Origin of the sequence: Streptosporangium amethystogenes subsp. fukuiense (genome assembly GCF_042665875.1) — a bacterium.
In the GTDB taxonomy this organism is placed as follows: domain Bacteria; phylum Actinomycetota; class Actinomycetes; order Streptosporangiales; family Streptosporangiaceae; genus Streptosporangium; species Streptosporangium fukuiense.
The window spans coordinates 1,754,149-1,768,467 of record NZ_JBHTEE010000001.1 but is presented as its reverse complement, the minus strand read 5'-3'; the positions used below and the strand labels follow the sequence as shown (position 1 = coordinate 1,768,467).

Annotated in this window: 13 protein-coding genes and 1 pseudogene; 7 read left to right on the top strand and 7 right to left on the bottom strand. The window is 71.2% G+C overall.

All coding sequences use genetic code 11. From position 1 onward, the window contains the following. Positions 1 to 10: 10 nt before the first annotated feature. Positions 11 to 1,300, bottom strand: a complete 1,290-nt coding sequence (locus tag ACFQVD_RS07485; protein WP_343967150.1) for a helix-turn-helix domain-containing protein — start codon at positions 1,298 to 1,300, stop codon at positions 11 to 13. A 424-nt stretch (positions 1,301 to 1,724) separates the two neighbouring features. Next, a pseudogene (locus tag ACFQVD_RS44845) lies at positions 1,725 to 1,820 on the bottom strand (transposase); the annotation flags it as partial. On the opposite strand from ACFQVD_RS44845, the gene ACFQVD_RS07475 reads away from it, so the two are divergent. The 3 genes from ACFQVD_RS07475 to ACFQVD_RS07465 are packed head-to-tail and all read left to right on the top strand — an operon-like array spanning position 1,811 to position 6,688. Then, the gene (locus ACFQVD_RS07475) at positions 1,811 to 2,122 is read left to right on the top strand and encodes a hypothetical protein (RefSeq protein WP_343967148.1); all 312 of its coding nucleotides are present in this window, start codon (positions 1,811 to 1,813) and stop codon (positions 2,120 to 2,122) included. The pseudogene ACFQVD_RS44845 and the gene ACFQVD_RS07475 sit on opposite strands and share 10 nt — an antisense overlap. Before the next feature lie 11 nt (positions 2,123 to 2,133). Then, a complete protein-coding gene (locus ACFQVD_RS07470) occupies positions 2,134 to 2,535 on the top strand; it encodes an effector-associated constant component EACC1 (RefSeq protein ID WP_343967146.1) in 402 nt (133 codons plus the stop codon). Then, positions 2,516 to 6,688: a WD40 repeat domain-containing protein gene (locus ACFQVD_RS07465; protein WP_343967144.1), complete on the top strand. Its 4,173-nt coding sequence runs from the start codon at positions 2,516 to 2,518 to the stop codon at positions 6,686 to 6,688. Before ACFQVD_RS07470 ends, ACFQVD_RS07465 begins: the two co-directional genes overlap by 20 nt. Positions 6,689 to 6,780: 92 nt before the next feature. On the opposite strand, the gene ACFQVD_RS07460 is transcribed toward ACFQVD_RS07465, so the two are convergent. From ACFQVD_RS07460 to ACFQVD_RS07445, 4 genes are all read right to left on the bottom strand, one after another. Beyond that, on the bottom strand, positions 6,781 to 7,212 hold the full coding sequence (locus ACFQVD_RS07460) for a hypothetical protein (protein ID WP_343967142.1): 432 nt from the start codon (positions 7,210 to 7,212) through the stop codon (positions 6,781 to 6,783). Between the two features lie 15 nt (positions 7,213 to 7,227). Next, positions 7,228 to 7,359 (bottom strand): hypothetical protein, encoded by a 132-nt coding sequence (locus ACFQVD_RS07455; protein WP_343967140.1) that lies wholly within the window; start codon positions 7,357 to 7,359, stop codon positions 7,228 to 7,230. Positions 7,360 to 7,669: 310 nt separating this feature from the next. Then, positions 7,670 to 8,413, bottom strand: a complete 744-nt coding sequence (locus tag ACFQVD_RS07450) for a sulfite exporter TauE/SafE family protein (RefSeq protein ID WP_343967138.1) — start codon at positions 8,411 to 8,413, stop codon at positions 7,670 to 7,672. Between the two features lie 170 nt (positions 8,414 to 8,583). After that, entirely contained in the window at positions 8,584 to 9,381 is a 798-nt protein-coding gene (locus ACFQVD_RS07445) for a MerR family transcriptional regulator (RefSeq protein ID WP_343967136.1), read from the bottom strand. 135 nt (positions 9,382 to 9,516) lie between these two features. Here ACFQVD_RS07445 and ACFQVD_RS07440 point away from each other — a divergent pair, with 135 nt between their 5' ends. From ACFQVD_RS07440 to ACFQVD_RS07430, 3 genes are read left to right on the top strand one after another with little or no spacing between them, the layout of a single operon-like run. After that, positions 9,517 to 10,326 (top strand): carotenoid biosynthesis protein, encoded by an 810-nt coding sequence (locus tag ACFQVD_RS07440; protein WP_343967134.1) that lies wholly within the window; start codon positions 9,517 to 9,519, stop codon positions 10,324 to 10,326. Continuing rightward, the gene (locus tag ACFQVD_RS07435) at positions 10,314 to 11,795 is read left to right on the top strand and encodes a phytoene desaturase family protein (protein ID WP_343967132.1); all 1,482 of its coding nucleotides are present in this window, start codon (positions 10,314 to 10,316) and stop codon (positions 11,793 to 11,795) included. The genes ACFQVD_RS07440 and ACFQVD_RS07435 overlap by 13 nt, the downstream gene beginning before the upstream one ends. 31 nt (positions 11,796 to 11,826) lie before the next feature. Continuing rightward, entirely contained in the window at positions 11,827 to 13,068 is a 1,242-nt protein-coding gene (locus ACFQVD_RS07430; protein WP_386270699.1) for a glycosyltransferase, read from the top strand. On the opposite strand, the gene ACFQVD_RS07425 is transcribed toward ACFQVD_RS07430, so the two are convergent. Then, complete coding sequence (locus tag ACFQVD_RS07425; RefSeq protein ID WP_343967127.1) at positions 13,010 to 13,606, bottom strand: glycerol-3-phosphate acyltransferase; 597 nt, start codon at positions 13,604 to 13,606, stop codon at positions 13,010 to 13,012. The genes ACFQVD_RS07430 and ACFQVD_RS07425 overlap by 59 nt on opposite strands. Here ACFQVD_RS07425 and ACFQVD_RS07420 point away from each other — a divergent pair. Beyond that, on the top strand, positions 13,581 to 14,291 hold the full coding sequence (locus tag ACFQVD_RS07420) for a spheroidene monooxygenase (protein WP_343967125.1): 711 nt from the start codon (positions 13,581 to 13,583) through the stop codon (positions 14,289 to 14,291). The genes ACFQVD_RS07425 and ACFQVD_RS07420 overlap by 26 nt on opposite strands. The last annotated feature ends 28 nt before the right edge of the window (positions 14,292 to 14,319 follow it).

Sequence of the window (14,319 nt, the reverse complement as noted above, 5' to 3'; positions counted from 1 at the left end):
TTCTCGGGGTTTACGGGATGACAGAGCGCAGGGTGTGGCTGAGTTCGGGGGTCAGCTCGCGCACCGCCGCATTTTTCGGATGACGACCCAGCGTCCGCGCCAAAGCCCGCATGTCCTCGGCGATGGTGGCCGAGCTCACCGTGACGGCGCTGCCGAGCAGTTGGCCCGTGAGGTGACAGGCATGGTCGATTTCGCCCGCCATGGCGTGCGCGAGTGCGCGTCGTACGCCATAGCGAACCAAGGTCCGCAGCGCCTGTGGCGGCACCTGAGCCATCTGCTTGCCGATGAGCTCGGCGGCTTCCCCTGGCCGACCCAGGTCGTACAGGCACCAGCCGGTGATCATCTCCACCGGGTCGGACAGGTTGGTGGTGCCGATGACGGGTGTGTCCGAGTCCAGAGCGCTGCTCGCAAGCAGCGCACGAGCCCGGTCAAGGCTGAACATGCAGGCGTTGTAATCGCCGGCGAGAGCGTGCCCCTGCGCCTCCCGCTGCGCCGCCAAGCCGCGAATTCGCGGTGGGAGCCCTCCTCCCTGCGCCTGCCTGGCCAGTTCGATCGTCTGCTCGGCGTCGTTTCGGTACAGCGTGACCAGCGCACGACGGACCAGCCCGTACGCGGCCAGATGATGATCGCCCCCCGAGGCCGCAAGGTCGACCGCTCGCTCTGTCCACCACAGGGCCGCCTGATCGTTCCCGGTCTCCTGCATCATCCAGCCGACGTACTCGGCGTACCGCGAGGCGAGGCGCAGCAGCCCCTGCCGGGTGCGCGGTCCCGCGTGTGCCGACAGCTCTTGCAGCGTGTGAGTCTGCGCGATCAGTGCGGGAAGCAGCAGGCCGGGGCCGGCCACCTGACCAAGCTGGCGATACTGGTCGAACAAGGACCGAGACATGCCGAGCAGCGTCGCGTCCTCGGTATGGGAACTGGTCCTCGGACTGCCGATGCTCATACCCGCCATCGACGTGGCGCCCGCCACCATCACCTGCCGCCGACTCACCGGCTGGAACCAGCTCTGCCCATCTCCGGACAAGTGCATCAGCCATACCTCCTCGTCTCCGCGGCTCGTCTTGGTGGCCCCTGTCGCCGCAGGCCGTGTGTCGACCAGGGCGGCGAGCACACCTCCGGCGTCGAGCGCGGTATCGCAGAGGCGCGCCAGCTCACGGCTGGGCGCTTTCAGACCTCTTTCGACCTTGCTCAACTGACCTTTGCTGTAATGCACCAGCCTGGACAGATCGGTGAGCGTGAGGCCGGCGGCGAGACGCCGCCTCCGTAGTTCTCTGCCGAAGGGGATCGGCTGCTGGACCACATGGGCCTCCCTTGCTGTCCGTTCGAACAGCTGAGAGCCATCGCTGACAAGCGTGCGGTAACCGGCGTCGAACGGACAAGAGCAGTTCTGGTGTTTCCCGTTTCCACCCTCGCAGAAAATAAGAAAAGATCACTCTTTTCGAGACCAAAAGCTCCAAATCCCCCTTTTGGGGTGCCCAAAACTGTTATCCGGTCAGGATTTCCAAAGCCCTATTAAGGACATTGGATACTCAATGGGAATCGAAAGCCTTTTGATGACTAGAGGTTTGATATATCGAAATTATGGGGTACTGGGAAGACGTCGTATTGACCGTCCAAGGTGACTGCTGCGCAAGGCGTGTGGTCGGTCACGTCCATGCATGTGGTGTACGAGCACCGGAGGGGCGCCAATGAGCACCTCTGTCTGCCCTCGGTGTGCTTTTCAGCACGTGCGGCACCGCACCCGAATACTGCCGGGTCACTCCCGGTGAAGCGGTACCGTCCTTGGGGAACCCGGCGTCGTCGATCACCCATGCCGCCGGTCCGGCTCGGCCACCACTACATCGACCTGGCGCGCGGCTGGCTCTACCATGGCAACCGCCAAAAGGCCCTGGAGACCCTGCTCGCCGCCCGCCGGGCCGCTACTCTCTGCGACCGGCCCATCGACGGCCTGAGAATTCAGGTGCGCGAGGTCGAGACGGCCGCGCTCCTCCGCCTCGGCCGGTATCGGCCGCTTCCGAGCGGGCACGGCGGCCACGCCTTCCCCAGGCCGAGCCGCCGTGCCGCGGACGACATAGCCCCCAGATTCCCGGACCGCATGGCGCCCGATATGGCGGATCCCTAGCATGAGGCAGCATGGAGATCATCGCCTCGGCAGACGACGTGGAGGAACTTCACTCACTACGGGGGTGGCTCGACGAGGACCCGGGGTTGGCACGATCCGTACGGACGGTGCACGGGGAAGCGCCGTCCGGGACGCTGAGCGGTGGCCTGCCGGTCCTGCTGCAGCTGGCGTTGGCCCCCGGTATGGCGGCAGGCGTGGCGATGGTGATCACCACCTGGATCCGCAACCGCAAGCGGTCGGTGACGGTGTCCCTGAAGCGGGCCAACGGCGAGGAGTTCACACTCACCGCCGAGACCGTGCGGGGGATGGACGCCGCACGCCTGGAACAACTCGTCGGCGAACTGGCGGGGTGGATGGGGAGCCAGGACGCCACGCCCGCCGTCACTCAGGCGGATGACAGCGCCCCGCGTTGACCTCGCCCGCGCCCAGGTCCTGCTGATCGGCACCGGCACGCACCTGGCCGGTTCGGAGCTGCGTGACGAGCCGGCCGTGGAACGGACCCTGCGCGATCTGAGCGAGGTGCTGGTCAAGCGGTGCGGGGTGCGCGGCGATGCGCTGACCCTGTGCCTGGACCCGCCCTCGGTGGGAGCGTTCGGCGAGGCGCTACAGCAGGTGACGGAGCGCGCGAGCCCCGGGGACGCCCTGCTGATCTGCTACACCGGGCACGGCATCCTCGGGCAGAGCGGCGAGCTCTTCCTTGGGACGCAGGAGAGCGGAGCGGGAGGCAGGACCGAGCACACCGCCTGGCCGTACGCCTATCTGCGCAGCTACGTCCGTGACAGCGCGGCCATGACGAAGATCGTGATTCTGGACTGCTGCTTCTCCGGGCGCGCGGTGGGGGCGCTGTCGTCCGGCGGGAGCGACATCGCGGCGCTGGCGGAGATTCACCGCTCCTATGTGCTGACCGCGTCGGGCGCCTCGCAGTTCGCCCTGGCCCCCGAGGGCGAACCCCACACCGCCTTTCTCGGCACGCTGATCGATCTGCTGGAGCGGGGTGACTCCCAGGGCGAACGGGAGATCACCATCGAGTCCGCGACCGAGCACGCCCGCAGGGCGCTCGGCCGCAGGGGTTTCCCGCTCCCCACCCTGACCAGGCAGGGGCTCGGCGGCGGTGTCGTCCTGGCGGCCAACCGCGCGTGGCGGCCGACCACCACCGTGCCCGGACCCGCGTCCCCGCCGAGCGACACGGACCGCTGCCCCTATCCCGGTCTCGCCGCCTTCACCGACGCCGAGTTCTTCCACGGCCGCGAGCGGCTGACCGGCGAGGTGGTCAGGGAGCTGGCGCGATGCCATGAGGAGCGCTCGCCGCTGCTGGTGATGGGCGTGTCAGGGTCGGGCAAGTCCTCGCTTCTGCGCGCGGGCGTGCTCCCCGCGCTCGGCAGGGGCCACCTGGGAATCACGGGTTCGGCGACCTGGACGCACCAGATGATCACGCCGACCGCCCATCCGCCTCTCGTCACGGCCGGTCCCGGCACGGTGCTGGTCGTCGACCAGTTCGAGGAGCTGTTCACCCAGTGTGCGGACGCGCGAGAGCGAGCGCGCTTCGTCGGCGCGTTACAGGCCGCGTGGAGCGGCGGCGCGCTCACCGTGCTGGTGGTCCGCTCCGATCACTTCGGGGCGCTCGCCGACTTTCCCGAACTGCGGCGAGCCATCGGCCGCACCACGACCGTGGTCGGCGCGATGAGCGCCGAGGAGGTGCGTGAGGCCATCGAACGCCCCGCCGCCGCGGTGGACCTCGCGCTGGAGCCGGGACTGACCGATCTGCTCCTCGCCGACCTTGACGAGCGCGTCGCCCCCGAGCAGGCCTACGAGGCGGGACGGCTGCCGCTGCTCGCGCACGCCCTCCGCACGATCTGGCGGCTCAGAGAACCCGGCCTGCTGACCGTCGCCGGGTATCACGCCAGCGGCGGCATCAGGCGGGCGCTGGCCGACAGCGCGGACCGGGTGCTGGCCTCGCTGGACGCTCCCGGCGCGGCCATGGCGCGGCACGTACTGCTGCGGCTGGTGAACGTGGGCGAGAGCGACGACACCCGCGCTCGTACGCCGATCACCGACCTGGTCGAGCACGCCCCCGACCCGCGGGCCGCCCAGACCGCGCTGCTAGCGCTCTCCGCCGACGACACCAGGCTGGTCACCTTGGACAGGACCGACGCGCAACTCACCCACGAGGCGCTGGTGCGGGCCTGGCCGACACTGCGTGGCTGGATCGACGAGGACCGCGACGATCTGCGGGTACGGCAACGTCTCGAAGCCGAGGCCAGGACCTGGGATGACGGCGGCCGCAGGAGCGCCGACCTGGCGACCGGCACGTCGCTGGCGCTCGCGCGGGACTGGCGCTCCGACCCGGTACGGCTGCGCGAGCTGGACGGCCAGGCTCAGCACTTCGTCCGAGCCTCGATATTCCGCTCGACCATGCGCCGCCTGCTGGTGGGCGGGCTGGTGGTCCTGCTGCTCCTCCTGCTGGGCATCACGGGGTACTTCTGGCGGCGCGCCGAGGACGGGCAGCGGCTGGCCGTCGTGAAGCAGCTGGTCGCGGAGGCCTCGACGACCCGGGCGACCTCCCCGCGGTCCGCCCTGCTGCGGAACCTCGCGGCCGACGCCCTCTCGCCGAAGGACGATCCCGCCGCCGTGGAGGCCAGAACCGCGCTGACCGCCGCCGTACTGGACGGTGGCCTGCCGGACGCCCAGTCGCCGCCCGGCGGGGTACGGGACCTGACGGTGAGCGCCGACGGCGCCAGGCTGGCGACGGCGGGAGGGGACACCATCACCCTGTGGGATTTCCGCGACCCGGTCCGCCTGCACTTCCTCGCGATGCTCAAGGGACACGGGGCGGCGGTGACCTCGGTCGCTTTCAGCCCCGACGGCCGGACGCTGGCCAGCGCGGGCGAGGACGGGCAGATCATTCTGTGGTCCGGTCAGCGGCGGATGGGCACGGTGAAGGGCAAGGGCCCGCTCGCCTTCGGCGACGGTGTGGTCGCGGGCCAGGACGAGAAGGGCAGAGCGACCCTGTGGGATGTCCGTGACCGCGCCAGGCCCGCTGTCCTGTCGGCCCTCGAAGGGGACGGGGTACGGGCGGCGGCTTTCGCTCCCGACGGCAGAACTCTGGCGATCAGCGGGGTCAACGGCACGATCACGCTGTGGGACGCCGCGACCTGGCGCGCACTGTCGGTGCTGCGCACCGACGATGACGACCTCCGCTTCGACAGCCTCGACTTCGACGCCGACGGATCCACCCTGATCGCGGGGGCCAACGCGGCAGTGGTCGTACCGTACGGCGGGGTGGTGGCGTGGGACGTCTCCAAGCCGAGGGAGCCCGCGTTCGCGGGCGAGTTCATCAAGGACATCCCCCGGATGACCGCCGTCGCCGTCAACCCGGGGGGCACCAGGGTCATCGCGGGCACCTCGGACGGGACGAGCTTCGTGCTGGACGGTCAGGCCAACAGGCTGGACACACTGCCGATGCCGATGACGGACGCGGCCTTCTCATCCGACGGGCGGACCCTGGTCTACGGGGAACGGAACGGCCGGCTGAGGGTGCTGGTCCTGACGGGGGATCTGGTTCCCCGTTCGATCGCGTCCCTGCCCATGACAGACGACATGGCCGTGTCGGGAGACGGCTCGGTGCTCGCCGGCCTGTCAACGGGGTCGGACCGTATCACGCTGTGGGACGGGATGGGCAAACAGCTGACGGCTCTTCCCACCCCGGGACCCAGCGGTGACACGCTGGCGTTCAGCTCCGACGGCGGTCTGCTCGTGGCGGACGCGGCCGAGGACGACGTCGTGTTCTGGGATCTCCGCCACCTCGCCAAACCGGTACGCCACGAACTGGCGGATGCGGGACGGGTGGTGGCCCTCCATCCCAGGCGCCCGGTGCTGGCCGCGGTGAAATCGGAGAAGGTGACCTTGTGGGACTTGAGTGATCCTGCCGCACCGGTCAGAGGCGCCTCGGTGACAGGCGCCGGAGACATGGGCATCGCCGCCTTCAGCCGCGACGGCAGGTGGCTGGCCGTCGCGGTTGAAGGCGGTGTTCTGCTCTGGGACACGGAGAACGCCCCCTTCACCCGGCAGACAGACCGGGTCACCGCCCTGGCCTGGGGGTCGGGCGACATGCTGGCCGTCGGTCTGGTGGGCAGGACGGTCGAGCTGTGGAAGCCAAGAGCCAAGGTCACGTCCTTCGTCAGCCCCAGGAACGTCGATCGGCTGACGTTCCATCCGCGAGGCGATCTGCTGGTCGTCGGGACAGACGACCTGAGCGAAGACCGGTACGGCCCCGCCGTCGTCGACGAGGAACTCTGGGGCAGGAACGAGTCCGTCACGTTCTGGCTGATCCGTGGCTCCGCCGCGCCGTATCGGGTGCGTACGGTGAGCGGGCCGTTCTCTTCTCCGTACCTGTTCACGCTCGACGGCCGCACGCTGTTCAGCAAGGGGGCCCGGTGGGACGCCTCCGCCCTGAATGACGCGCTGGCCGATCCCGTGAAGCGGGCGTGCACGCTCACCGGCGGTTTCACCGAAGCGGACTGGGCCGAACTCGTGCCCAGCCTTCCCTACCGGCGCCTCTGCCCCTGAGCGTGAGCCCGCCCGAGAGGGAGTCCGTCGGGAGAAGAGAGAACGCGCGGAGCGTTTTCAATCCTCCGCCCCGTACGGCCCGGCGACCTCGCTCATTCCGCCCCCTCGCCCTCGGGGTCGCCGGCGAGTATGCGCGCGGCCGCCACATCGTTCTCGTCCCAGCCCCAGTGACCGTCGCGTTCCCCGGCCTGTTCGTCGATCCATCGGTTGTGGGCCTCCCATGCCGCCTGCTTACTGGTTCCCAGCGCGGCACCGATCTGCGACCACGAAGCGCCCGCTCGGCGGGCGGAGCGCACGGAGAGCTGGCGCCCGTAGCCCGCCTTCCGTGCGATCACCTCGCCCAGCGCGAGAAGCTCCAGCGCCTCGCCCCGGGTCAGGGGCTCGGTGTCGGGGTCGGGCTGCGCGAGCTCGGAGTCGTCCTCATCGGCCGGTGCGGCCAGGGCGTCACGGGTGCGTAGCGCGTCGTAGCGCGCGGCCGCGGCCAGCAGCGTGAACCGGCGTTCCAGCTCGTCAGGAGTAGACATGGGTCCAGTATTTCGTCAGGCCACCTTGACGTCAAGGTAGCCTGACATATCGGGCTTTCCCGCTCTGATCAGCTCCGGCGAGACCGCGGTCGGCGTCGGCCGGACGCTTCCAGCGGCATCGTGGCCGCCCACGGTGTTCTCGATCACTGAGCTTTCCTCATCATGCGTTTCCACAGCTCAGCAGAGCGACCCTGAAGCCCGCTCGTACCCGGGACCGTTCGGCGCCTCACGACGCATCGGAACACTCCCTGACCGGAATGAAAAAGGCTCCATGACACCCGCACTCCCCGCTGTGACACGGCTGCTCGTCGGCGACGCGGCCGGTGGAAATGAACGTGCTCTTCACAATGCCCGATCTTCCCGGTACGCGCCGGTTCCGAGCGGCACCGCGTCTTTCGACGGTGACCGGCTTCCAGGGCGGCTCCCGGACTCTGGACGCTCGTACGGCAGAGACGGCTCACGTATAGACGTCGACGCCGAGTTTGAGCGCGACGAGCAGGCCGCAGGTGGCGGTGCCGAGGCGGAGGGCGCGGCCGGGCAGGCGGCGGGCGATAACCGGGCCGAGCCGGCCGCCCAGCAGGAAGCCCAGGGCGAGGGGCACCGCCGCCGACCACTGCACCGGCCCGAAGAGGGCGAAGCCGATCGCCGCCACCCCGTTGGCCAGGGCGGAGACGACGTTCTTCAGAGCGTTGATCTTGACGGGTGGCTGGTCGAGCACGGCCGAGAGCACCGCGAACATGAGAACCCCGCCGGCGGCCCCGAAATAGCCGATGTAGATCGCGACGGCGAACATGGCGGCGCGCGCCTTCCACCCGTCCTCGCCGCCGTACCCCGTCATCGTGTTCGGCGGGCGGAGCAGCAGCAGCGAGGCGAAGGCGACCAGCCAGGGCGCGATCGCCTCGAACGTGGTGGACGGGGTCACCAGCAGCAGTCCGGCCCCCGCCGCCCCGCCGAGCAGGGTCATCGTGCCGAGTCGCAGGACCCTCGGCCCCTGTCCGGCCAGCTCCGGCCGCGAGCCGAACGCCGCCCCCACCCCGTTGAAGGTCAGCGCGACCGTGTTCGTCACGTTCGCGGTCACCGGCGGCAGGCCGAACGCCAGCAGCACCGGATAGGAGATGATCGAGGCCAGGCTCACCACCGTGCCGACCACCCCGGCCAGCATCCCGGCTCCGAACAGACCCAGCACCTCAGCGACGTCCACGGAGGGACAGCCAACCACACCGCACCGTCCCGACTCCAAACGCCTCCTCCCCGCGCATCGCCGCGTGATCGCCTCCATGCTGCCGGCATGGCGGAGGAGCACTTCAAGGACGGAACCCTGTCAGGCAGGGGCGACCACTCGGGCGGTCGGCGAAGTGGGCCGTGGACGTTCTACTTCCGGAACGGCCGGTCGTCTCGTCCAGCCTGCCGAGCCCTTTCCAGGTAGTCGACCAGGTCACGCATCCGGGCCGCGGGCCACGGCAGGCTCCGGCCGATCTCCTCGCTGTTTTCCCGCCACATCCCCCGCGCCGCGGCTCTGGTCTGCTCCCCGTCTCGCCCGTTGGCATGGAACCGGTTCGCCAGGGCGTCCCAGCGGCCGACCAGGACCCGCACTCTCGGGTCGTCGACGGAGGTGTCGTCCTGTACGTGCCGTAAAAGCTCCTCGACGAGCCCGGCCCATTCGGTTTTGGCCGCCTCGACGGCTTCCTGGCCGAGTTCGGCCCTGCGCCGGGCCAGTTGCTCTCGCTGTTCCGTCGTGAACGAGGTCTCGAACACAGAGATCATCTCCAAGGTCATCATGAACTGGCCCGAATCGGGCATCGACCCGCTGCCGATCTGCTCCAGCAGCCCGCCGAGTCGGTGCGTCAGCCGCTGGATCCGTGCGGCGTGTGCTTCCAGTTCGCGTAGCTGAGCCGTCAGTAGGTCACGCATCGCCGCCAGATCGTCCGTGGAGTTCGCGAGTACGCCCGCTATCTCCTCCAGCGACAACCCGAGCGCCCGCAGTGCCCGCACCCGGTACAGCCGCCGCACATCGCGCCTGGTGTAGCGGCGGTGTCCCGATGCGGTGCGTTCGCTCGCGCTCAGCAGGCCGATCTCGTCGTAGTGGTACAGCGTGCGCACGGTCACCCCGCTCGCCTGCGCCACCTCGCCGATGCTCCACCTACGTCCGGCGTCGTCTTTCCCGATCACGCCCGCAACGGTAGGACCTCTCGCCACGGCAGGTTCAATCCCCTGCGCCTTTGGAAGTCGCGGGCCCCCGGTTTTCAAAGGGAACCTGACCTCGTCCAGCCGATCGAATGACCGTTCATCGGGCACAGCCACCAGGTGAACAGCAGACGGGAGGAGCCCGGCGCGTTGCGGGTGTGGCCACCGCCGGTGGGTCCCGTGGCGACGCGCGCGTCGAGGACGATGGGCGCGCTGGGCGCGGTGTCGCTGGCCGCGATGGTGGTGGCACAGGTCGCCTCGGGGCTGCAGCCTCGGCCGATCGCGCTGACCGGTGTGGTCGTCCTGCTGCTGGTGACGAGCGCGCTGGCCTTCGCCTCGGTGACCCACTCCCCCGCCGGGGCCGTCGCGGCGTTCACCGCCGTGGTCGCGATCGGGTACGCCGCGGAGTGGGTCGGGACCAGGACGGGGCTGCCGTTCGGCGACTACCACTACACCGGCGTCCTCCAGCCGGTGCTCGGCGGGGTACCGGTGATCGTGGCGCTGGCCTGGGGTGGCATGGGACTGGCGGCCCACGCGGTGGCCGCCGCGATCGCACCCGGCAGCCGGGCCGCACGGGTCGTGCTGGGAGCGCTCGCGCTCACCGCCTGGGACGTGTTCCTGGACCCGCAGATGACCCGGCTGGGCCTGTGGATCTGGCAGGCCCCCGGCCCCTACCGGGGCGTCCCCCTCGGTAACTTCGCCGGCTGGCTCGTCGTCTCGCTGCTGGTCATGGTCCTGATCGAACGCCTGGTGCCCGAGCCCGCGGCGTGGAGCGCCGGACTGGTGTCGATATACACGGCGATGGCGGTCATGGAGACCGTCGGTTTCGCGGCGGTCTTCGACCCGCCGGATCCGCTGGTCGCCGTCGCGGGAGGGACGTGCATGGGCCTGTTCGTCCTGCTCACCTGGGGACGCGGATGCCGGAGGTGACGGTGATCGGGGGCGGCGTCGGGGGCATGGTCTGCGCCCTGCTGCTGGCCCGGGAGGGGCACCGGGTGCGCCTGTACGAGCGGCTCCCCCGCCTCGGCGGCAAGCTCGCCGAGCACACCAGGGACGGCTTCACCTTCTCCCTCGGCCCCTCCCTGCTGACCCTGCCCGGCCTCTTCGCCGATCTCGGGCTGGAGCTCGACCTCGTCGAGCTCGACGAGCTGTGCCGCTACCTCTTCGCCGACGGCTCGACGCTGGCGGCGTACCGTGACCCGGCCAGGATGGCCGCCGAGGTCGACCGGCTCGCTCCCGGCGAGGGCCGAAACTGGCTGGCCTTCCACGACTGGGCACGGGGCTGCTTCGAGGCGTCGCGCCGTACCTTCTTCACCGGACCGCTCATCCGCCCACCCACCGAGGCCCGCCTGCCGGACCTGCTGGCGGTCGCCCCCGGCAGGACCCTGCACGGCCTGGCCCGCCGTTTCTTCACCGATCCGCGGCTGTGGCAGTACGTCGACCGCTACGCGACGTACGCGGGTTCCAGCCCGTACCTGGCCCCGGCCGCGCTGGGGTGCATCCCGGCGATCGAGCACGGCGAGGGCGGCTGGTACGTCCCCGGAGGGCTGCCCCGCATCGCCGACGCCCTTGCCCTGATGCTGGAGAAGGCCGGGGTGGAGATCGTCCTGGGCGCCGAGGTGGCGCGGGTGCTCGCCGACGGCGAACGGGTCAGGGGGGTGCGGCTCGCCTCCGGAGAGCGCGAGCGCGCCGACATCGTGGTCGCCAACACCGACGCGGCCGCGCTGTACGGGCGGCTGCTTCCCGACCGGCGGCGGCTGCGGCGCATCGCCGAACTCGGCACCTCCTCCTCGGTGTTCCTGCTGCTGGCCGGGGTGGACGGCAGGACCGAGGGGCTGGCGCACCACTCGATCGTCTTCTCCGCCGACTACGCGCGGGAGTTCTCCGACATCTTCCGGCGGCGCAGGCCACCCGAGGATCCCACCGTCTACATCGGCTGCTCGGCCGTGGACGATCCGTCACAGGCTCCGCGGGGCGCGGAGAACCAGGTGATGCTGGTCAACGTCCCGGCCCGCGACCCCGACCGGTGGCCGATGTCACCCGAGGCGTACCGGGACCTGGTGCTGGAGCGGCTGGCACGCCGGGGACACGACCTGTCCGGGCGGCTGCGCTTCGTCGACCTGTTCACCCCCGCCGACCTGCGCGACCGCTACGGCGCGTGGGGCGGCTCGATCTACGGCGCCGCCTGCTCGGGCCGGTTCGCGCCGCTGCGCCGCCCCGGCAACCGGGGGCCTCGGCGCGGTCTGTACCTGGTGGGTGGCTCGGCGCATCCCGGCGGCGGGCTGCCGCTGGTCACGATGGGCGCCCGCATCGTCGCCTCGCTCGTCGAGCAGGACTTCCCCACCGGTTCCCTCCGCCTGACCACCACCGGAGGCCACGGACCCGAAACCGCCCGGTGAACCATCCGCCCGAGACTGTGGAGGTGTCGCGATGAGAGCGCTGACCGTGCTGCAGGCCGCCGCCGCGCTGGCGGTGGCGGTGCGCCTGGCCCGGGGACGGCACCGCCTGCCCGCGTTGAACCCCGTGTCGGCCGACGCGCCGGCCCACGCGCCGACCTCGACGAGGACGGCGCCGCCGCGCGTCTCGGTGGTGATCCCCGCCCGCGACGAGGAGGCCCGCCTCGGCCCCTGTCTGTCGGCGGTGCTCGCCGATCCGGCCGTCGCGGAGGTCGTCGTCGTCGACGACGAGTCACACGACGGCACGGCGGACCTGGCCGCCCGGCTCGGCGCGAAGGTCCTCATCGGAGCGCCGCTTCCCGAGGGCTGGGTGGGCAAGCAGTGGGCCCTGAAGCAGGGGGTCGAGGCGGCGGTGGGCGAGGTCGTGGTGACCCTGGACGCGGACGCCCGGCCCGCGCCGGGACTGATCGGCGCGCTCGCGACGGTGCTGGACGGCTACGACCTGGTGAGCGTGGGCCCCAGGTACATGTGCGAGGGGACAGCCGAGCAGGCGCTGCACGCCTCGTTCCTGGCGACGCTGGTCTACCGCTTCGGCCCGATCGGGCCGCCCACTCCCCCGGCTCCGCACCGTGCGGTGGCCAACGGCCAGTGCATGGCCTTCCGCCGTACGGCGATGCTGAACGTCGACGGGTTCGCGCGGGTCCGCGGGCACCTGGCCGACGACGTGGCGCTGGCCAGGACGCTGGCGGCCCGGGGCTGGGCGGTGGGATTCCTGGAGGCCGGGAACCTGCTGGAGGTCGACATGCACGATTCGGCCGCCGGGGTGTGGCGGGATTGGGGGCGGTCGCTGTCGCTGCGCGACGTCACAGGGCCCGGCTGGCAGGCCGCCGACCTGGCCGTGGTCTGGCTGGCCACCGCGCTGCCCGTGCTGCGGCTGGCGAGCGGCAGGACCACCCGGCTCGACCTGGGCCTGCTGGCCGTACGGCTGCTGCTGGCCGGCGCGCTGCGCGGCAGCTACACGCGGCCGGGTCCCGGTGTGCTGCTCTCCCCGCTGCTGGACCCGCTGGCGGCGCTGCGGCTGACGCAGACCACGTTGCGCCCGGCACGCGGCTGGCGGGGCCGGGTCTACCCGGCTGCCACGACGGGCGTCCGCCTCGGCCGGGTCACGACGGGCGGACGATCGGCCCGAGCGACGGCGGACGGGCGAACGGGCCGGGTCACGACGGGCGGGAGGCCCATGCCGCCTGGCCGAACCGCAGCCCGACGAGGCACATGAGCAGGCCGGTCCCGATCACGTGCGTGACCGGCGCGAAGAACAGCTGGAACAGCGGGATGCCGAAGACACCGACCCGCGCCCCGATCGCGAAGGACCGGGTCACCACGGCGGCCGTGACCAGGGTGGCGACACCGAGCAGGAAACCGGGTGGGCAGATGACGGCGAAGCCTCCGGCGAGGGCCAGGATCGACCGTCCGCCCCTGAAGGCGGCGAAGAGCGGCCAGGCGTGCCCGACCATGGCGGCGGCCACCGCCAGGTACACGGCCGGCACGCTGTCGCCACGCACCCCGCCGGGCCAGGCGGGGGGCGTGCCACAGGCCACCAGGGCGAGCAGTCCGGCGAGGGTGCCCTTGAGCGTGTCACCCGCGAAGACCGGCACGGCGGCCCGCCAGCCGATCCGCTCCCTGACGTTCCAGAAGCCGGGATTGCGGTCACCGACCTCGCGGGGGTCGAACCCGTGCGCGCGGGCCACCAGCACGGCGACCGGCACGGACCCGAGAAGGTAGCCGCCGATGACCGAGACGAGCAACGGGCCCATCGTTTCCTTCCATCTCACGAGATACCCGGATCTGGGTGCCATGCGGCACATGGCGTTCGACCGGCCGGTGCTGGGGCGCACGCCGGGGCTGGTGTTCTGGCGGCTGCTCGGCTCCGGCCGCGGGGCGTCGACGAGCGCGGGGGCGGACCTGCGCCGCTGGGCACTGCTGGCGGTGTGGCGCGAGGAGCGTGCCCTGGACGGCTTCCTGAGCGACTCCCCGGTGGCGGCGCGCTGGCGACGCGAGGCACGGGAGTCCTGGCAGGTGCGGCTGGCTCCGCTGACCTCGCGCGGCAGGTGGAACGGGGTGGACCCGTTCGGCCCCCTCCTGCGGAACACCCGGGAACGCGACCCCTGCGGCCCGGTCGCCGTGCTGACCCGCGCGTCGATCCGGCCCCGTCGCCTGGTGGCGTTCTACCGCTCGGTCCCCGGCGTGGACCGCCTCCTGGCCGAGCAGGACGGCTGCCTGGCCTCGGTCGGCGTCGGCGAGTGGCCGCTGGCCCGCCAGGGCACGTTCTCGCTCTGGCGTGACGCCGCCGCGGTACGGGACTTCGCCCACCGGGGCCGGGCGCACCGGCAGGTGATCGGCAGGACGCGCGCGCAGGGCTGGTACTCCGAGGAGCTGTTCGCCCGTTTCTCCCCCTACGCGAGCGAGGGCACCTGGGACGGCGCCGACCCGCTGGCCTGACCTCGGCGCCGGGCCCACACCGGTTCGG

What these genes read in the sequence shown, in the direction of transcription:
- ACFQVD_RS07475 (WP_343967148.1), top strand. Translation starts at nt 1,811, where the DNA reads ATGCCGCCGGTCCGGCTCGGCCACCACTACATCGACCTGGCGCGCGGC.
- ACFQVD_RS07470 (WP_343967146.1), top strand. Translation starts at nt 2,134, where the DNA reads ATGGAGATCATCGCCTCGGCAGACGACGTGGAGGAACTTCACTCACTA.
- ACFQVD_RS07465 (WP_343967144.1), top strand. Translation starts at nt 2,516, where the DNA reads ATGACAGCGCCCCGCGTTGACCTCGCCCGCGCCCAGGTCCTGCTGATC.
- ACFQVD_RS07460 (WP_343967142.1), bottom strand. Translation starts at nt 7,212, where the DNA reads ATGTCTACTCCTGACGAGCTGGAACGCCGGTTCACGCTGCTGGCCGCG.
- ACFQVD_RS07435 (WP_343967132.1), top strand. Translation starts at nt 10,314, where the DNA reads ATGCCGGAGGTGACGGTGATCGGGGGCGGCGTCGGGGGCATGGTCTGC.
- ACFQVD_RS07430 (WP_386270699.1), top strand. Translation starts at nt 11,827, where the DNA reads ATGAGAGCGCTGACCGTGCTGCAGGCCGCCGCCGCGCTGGCGGTGGCG.
- ACFQVD_RS07420 (WP_343967125.1), top strand. Translation starts at nt 13,581, where the DNA reads ATGACCGAGACGAGCAACGGGCCCATCGTTTCCTTCCATCTCACGAGA.
- ACFQVD_RS07425 (WP_343967127.1), bottom strand. Translation starts at nt 13,606, where the DNA reads ATGGGCCCGTTGCTCGTCTCGGTCATCGGCGGCTACCTTCTCGGGTCC.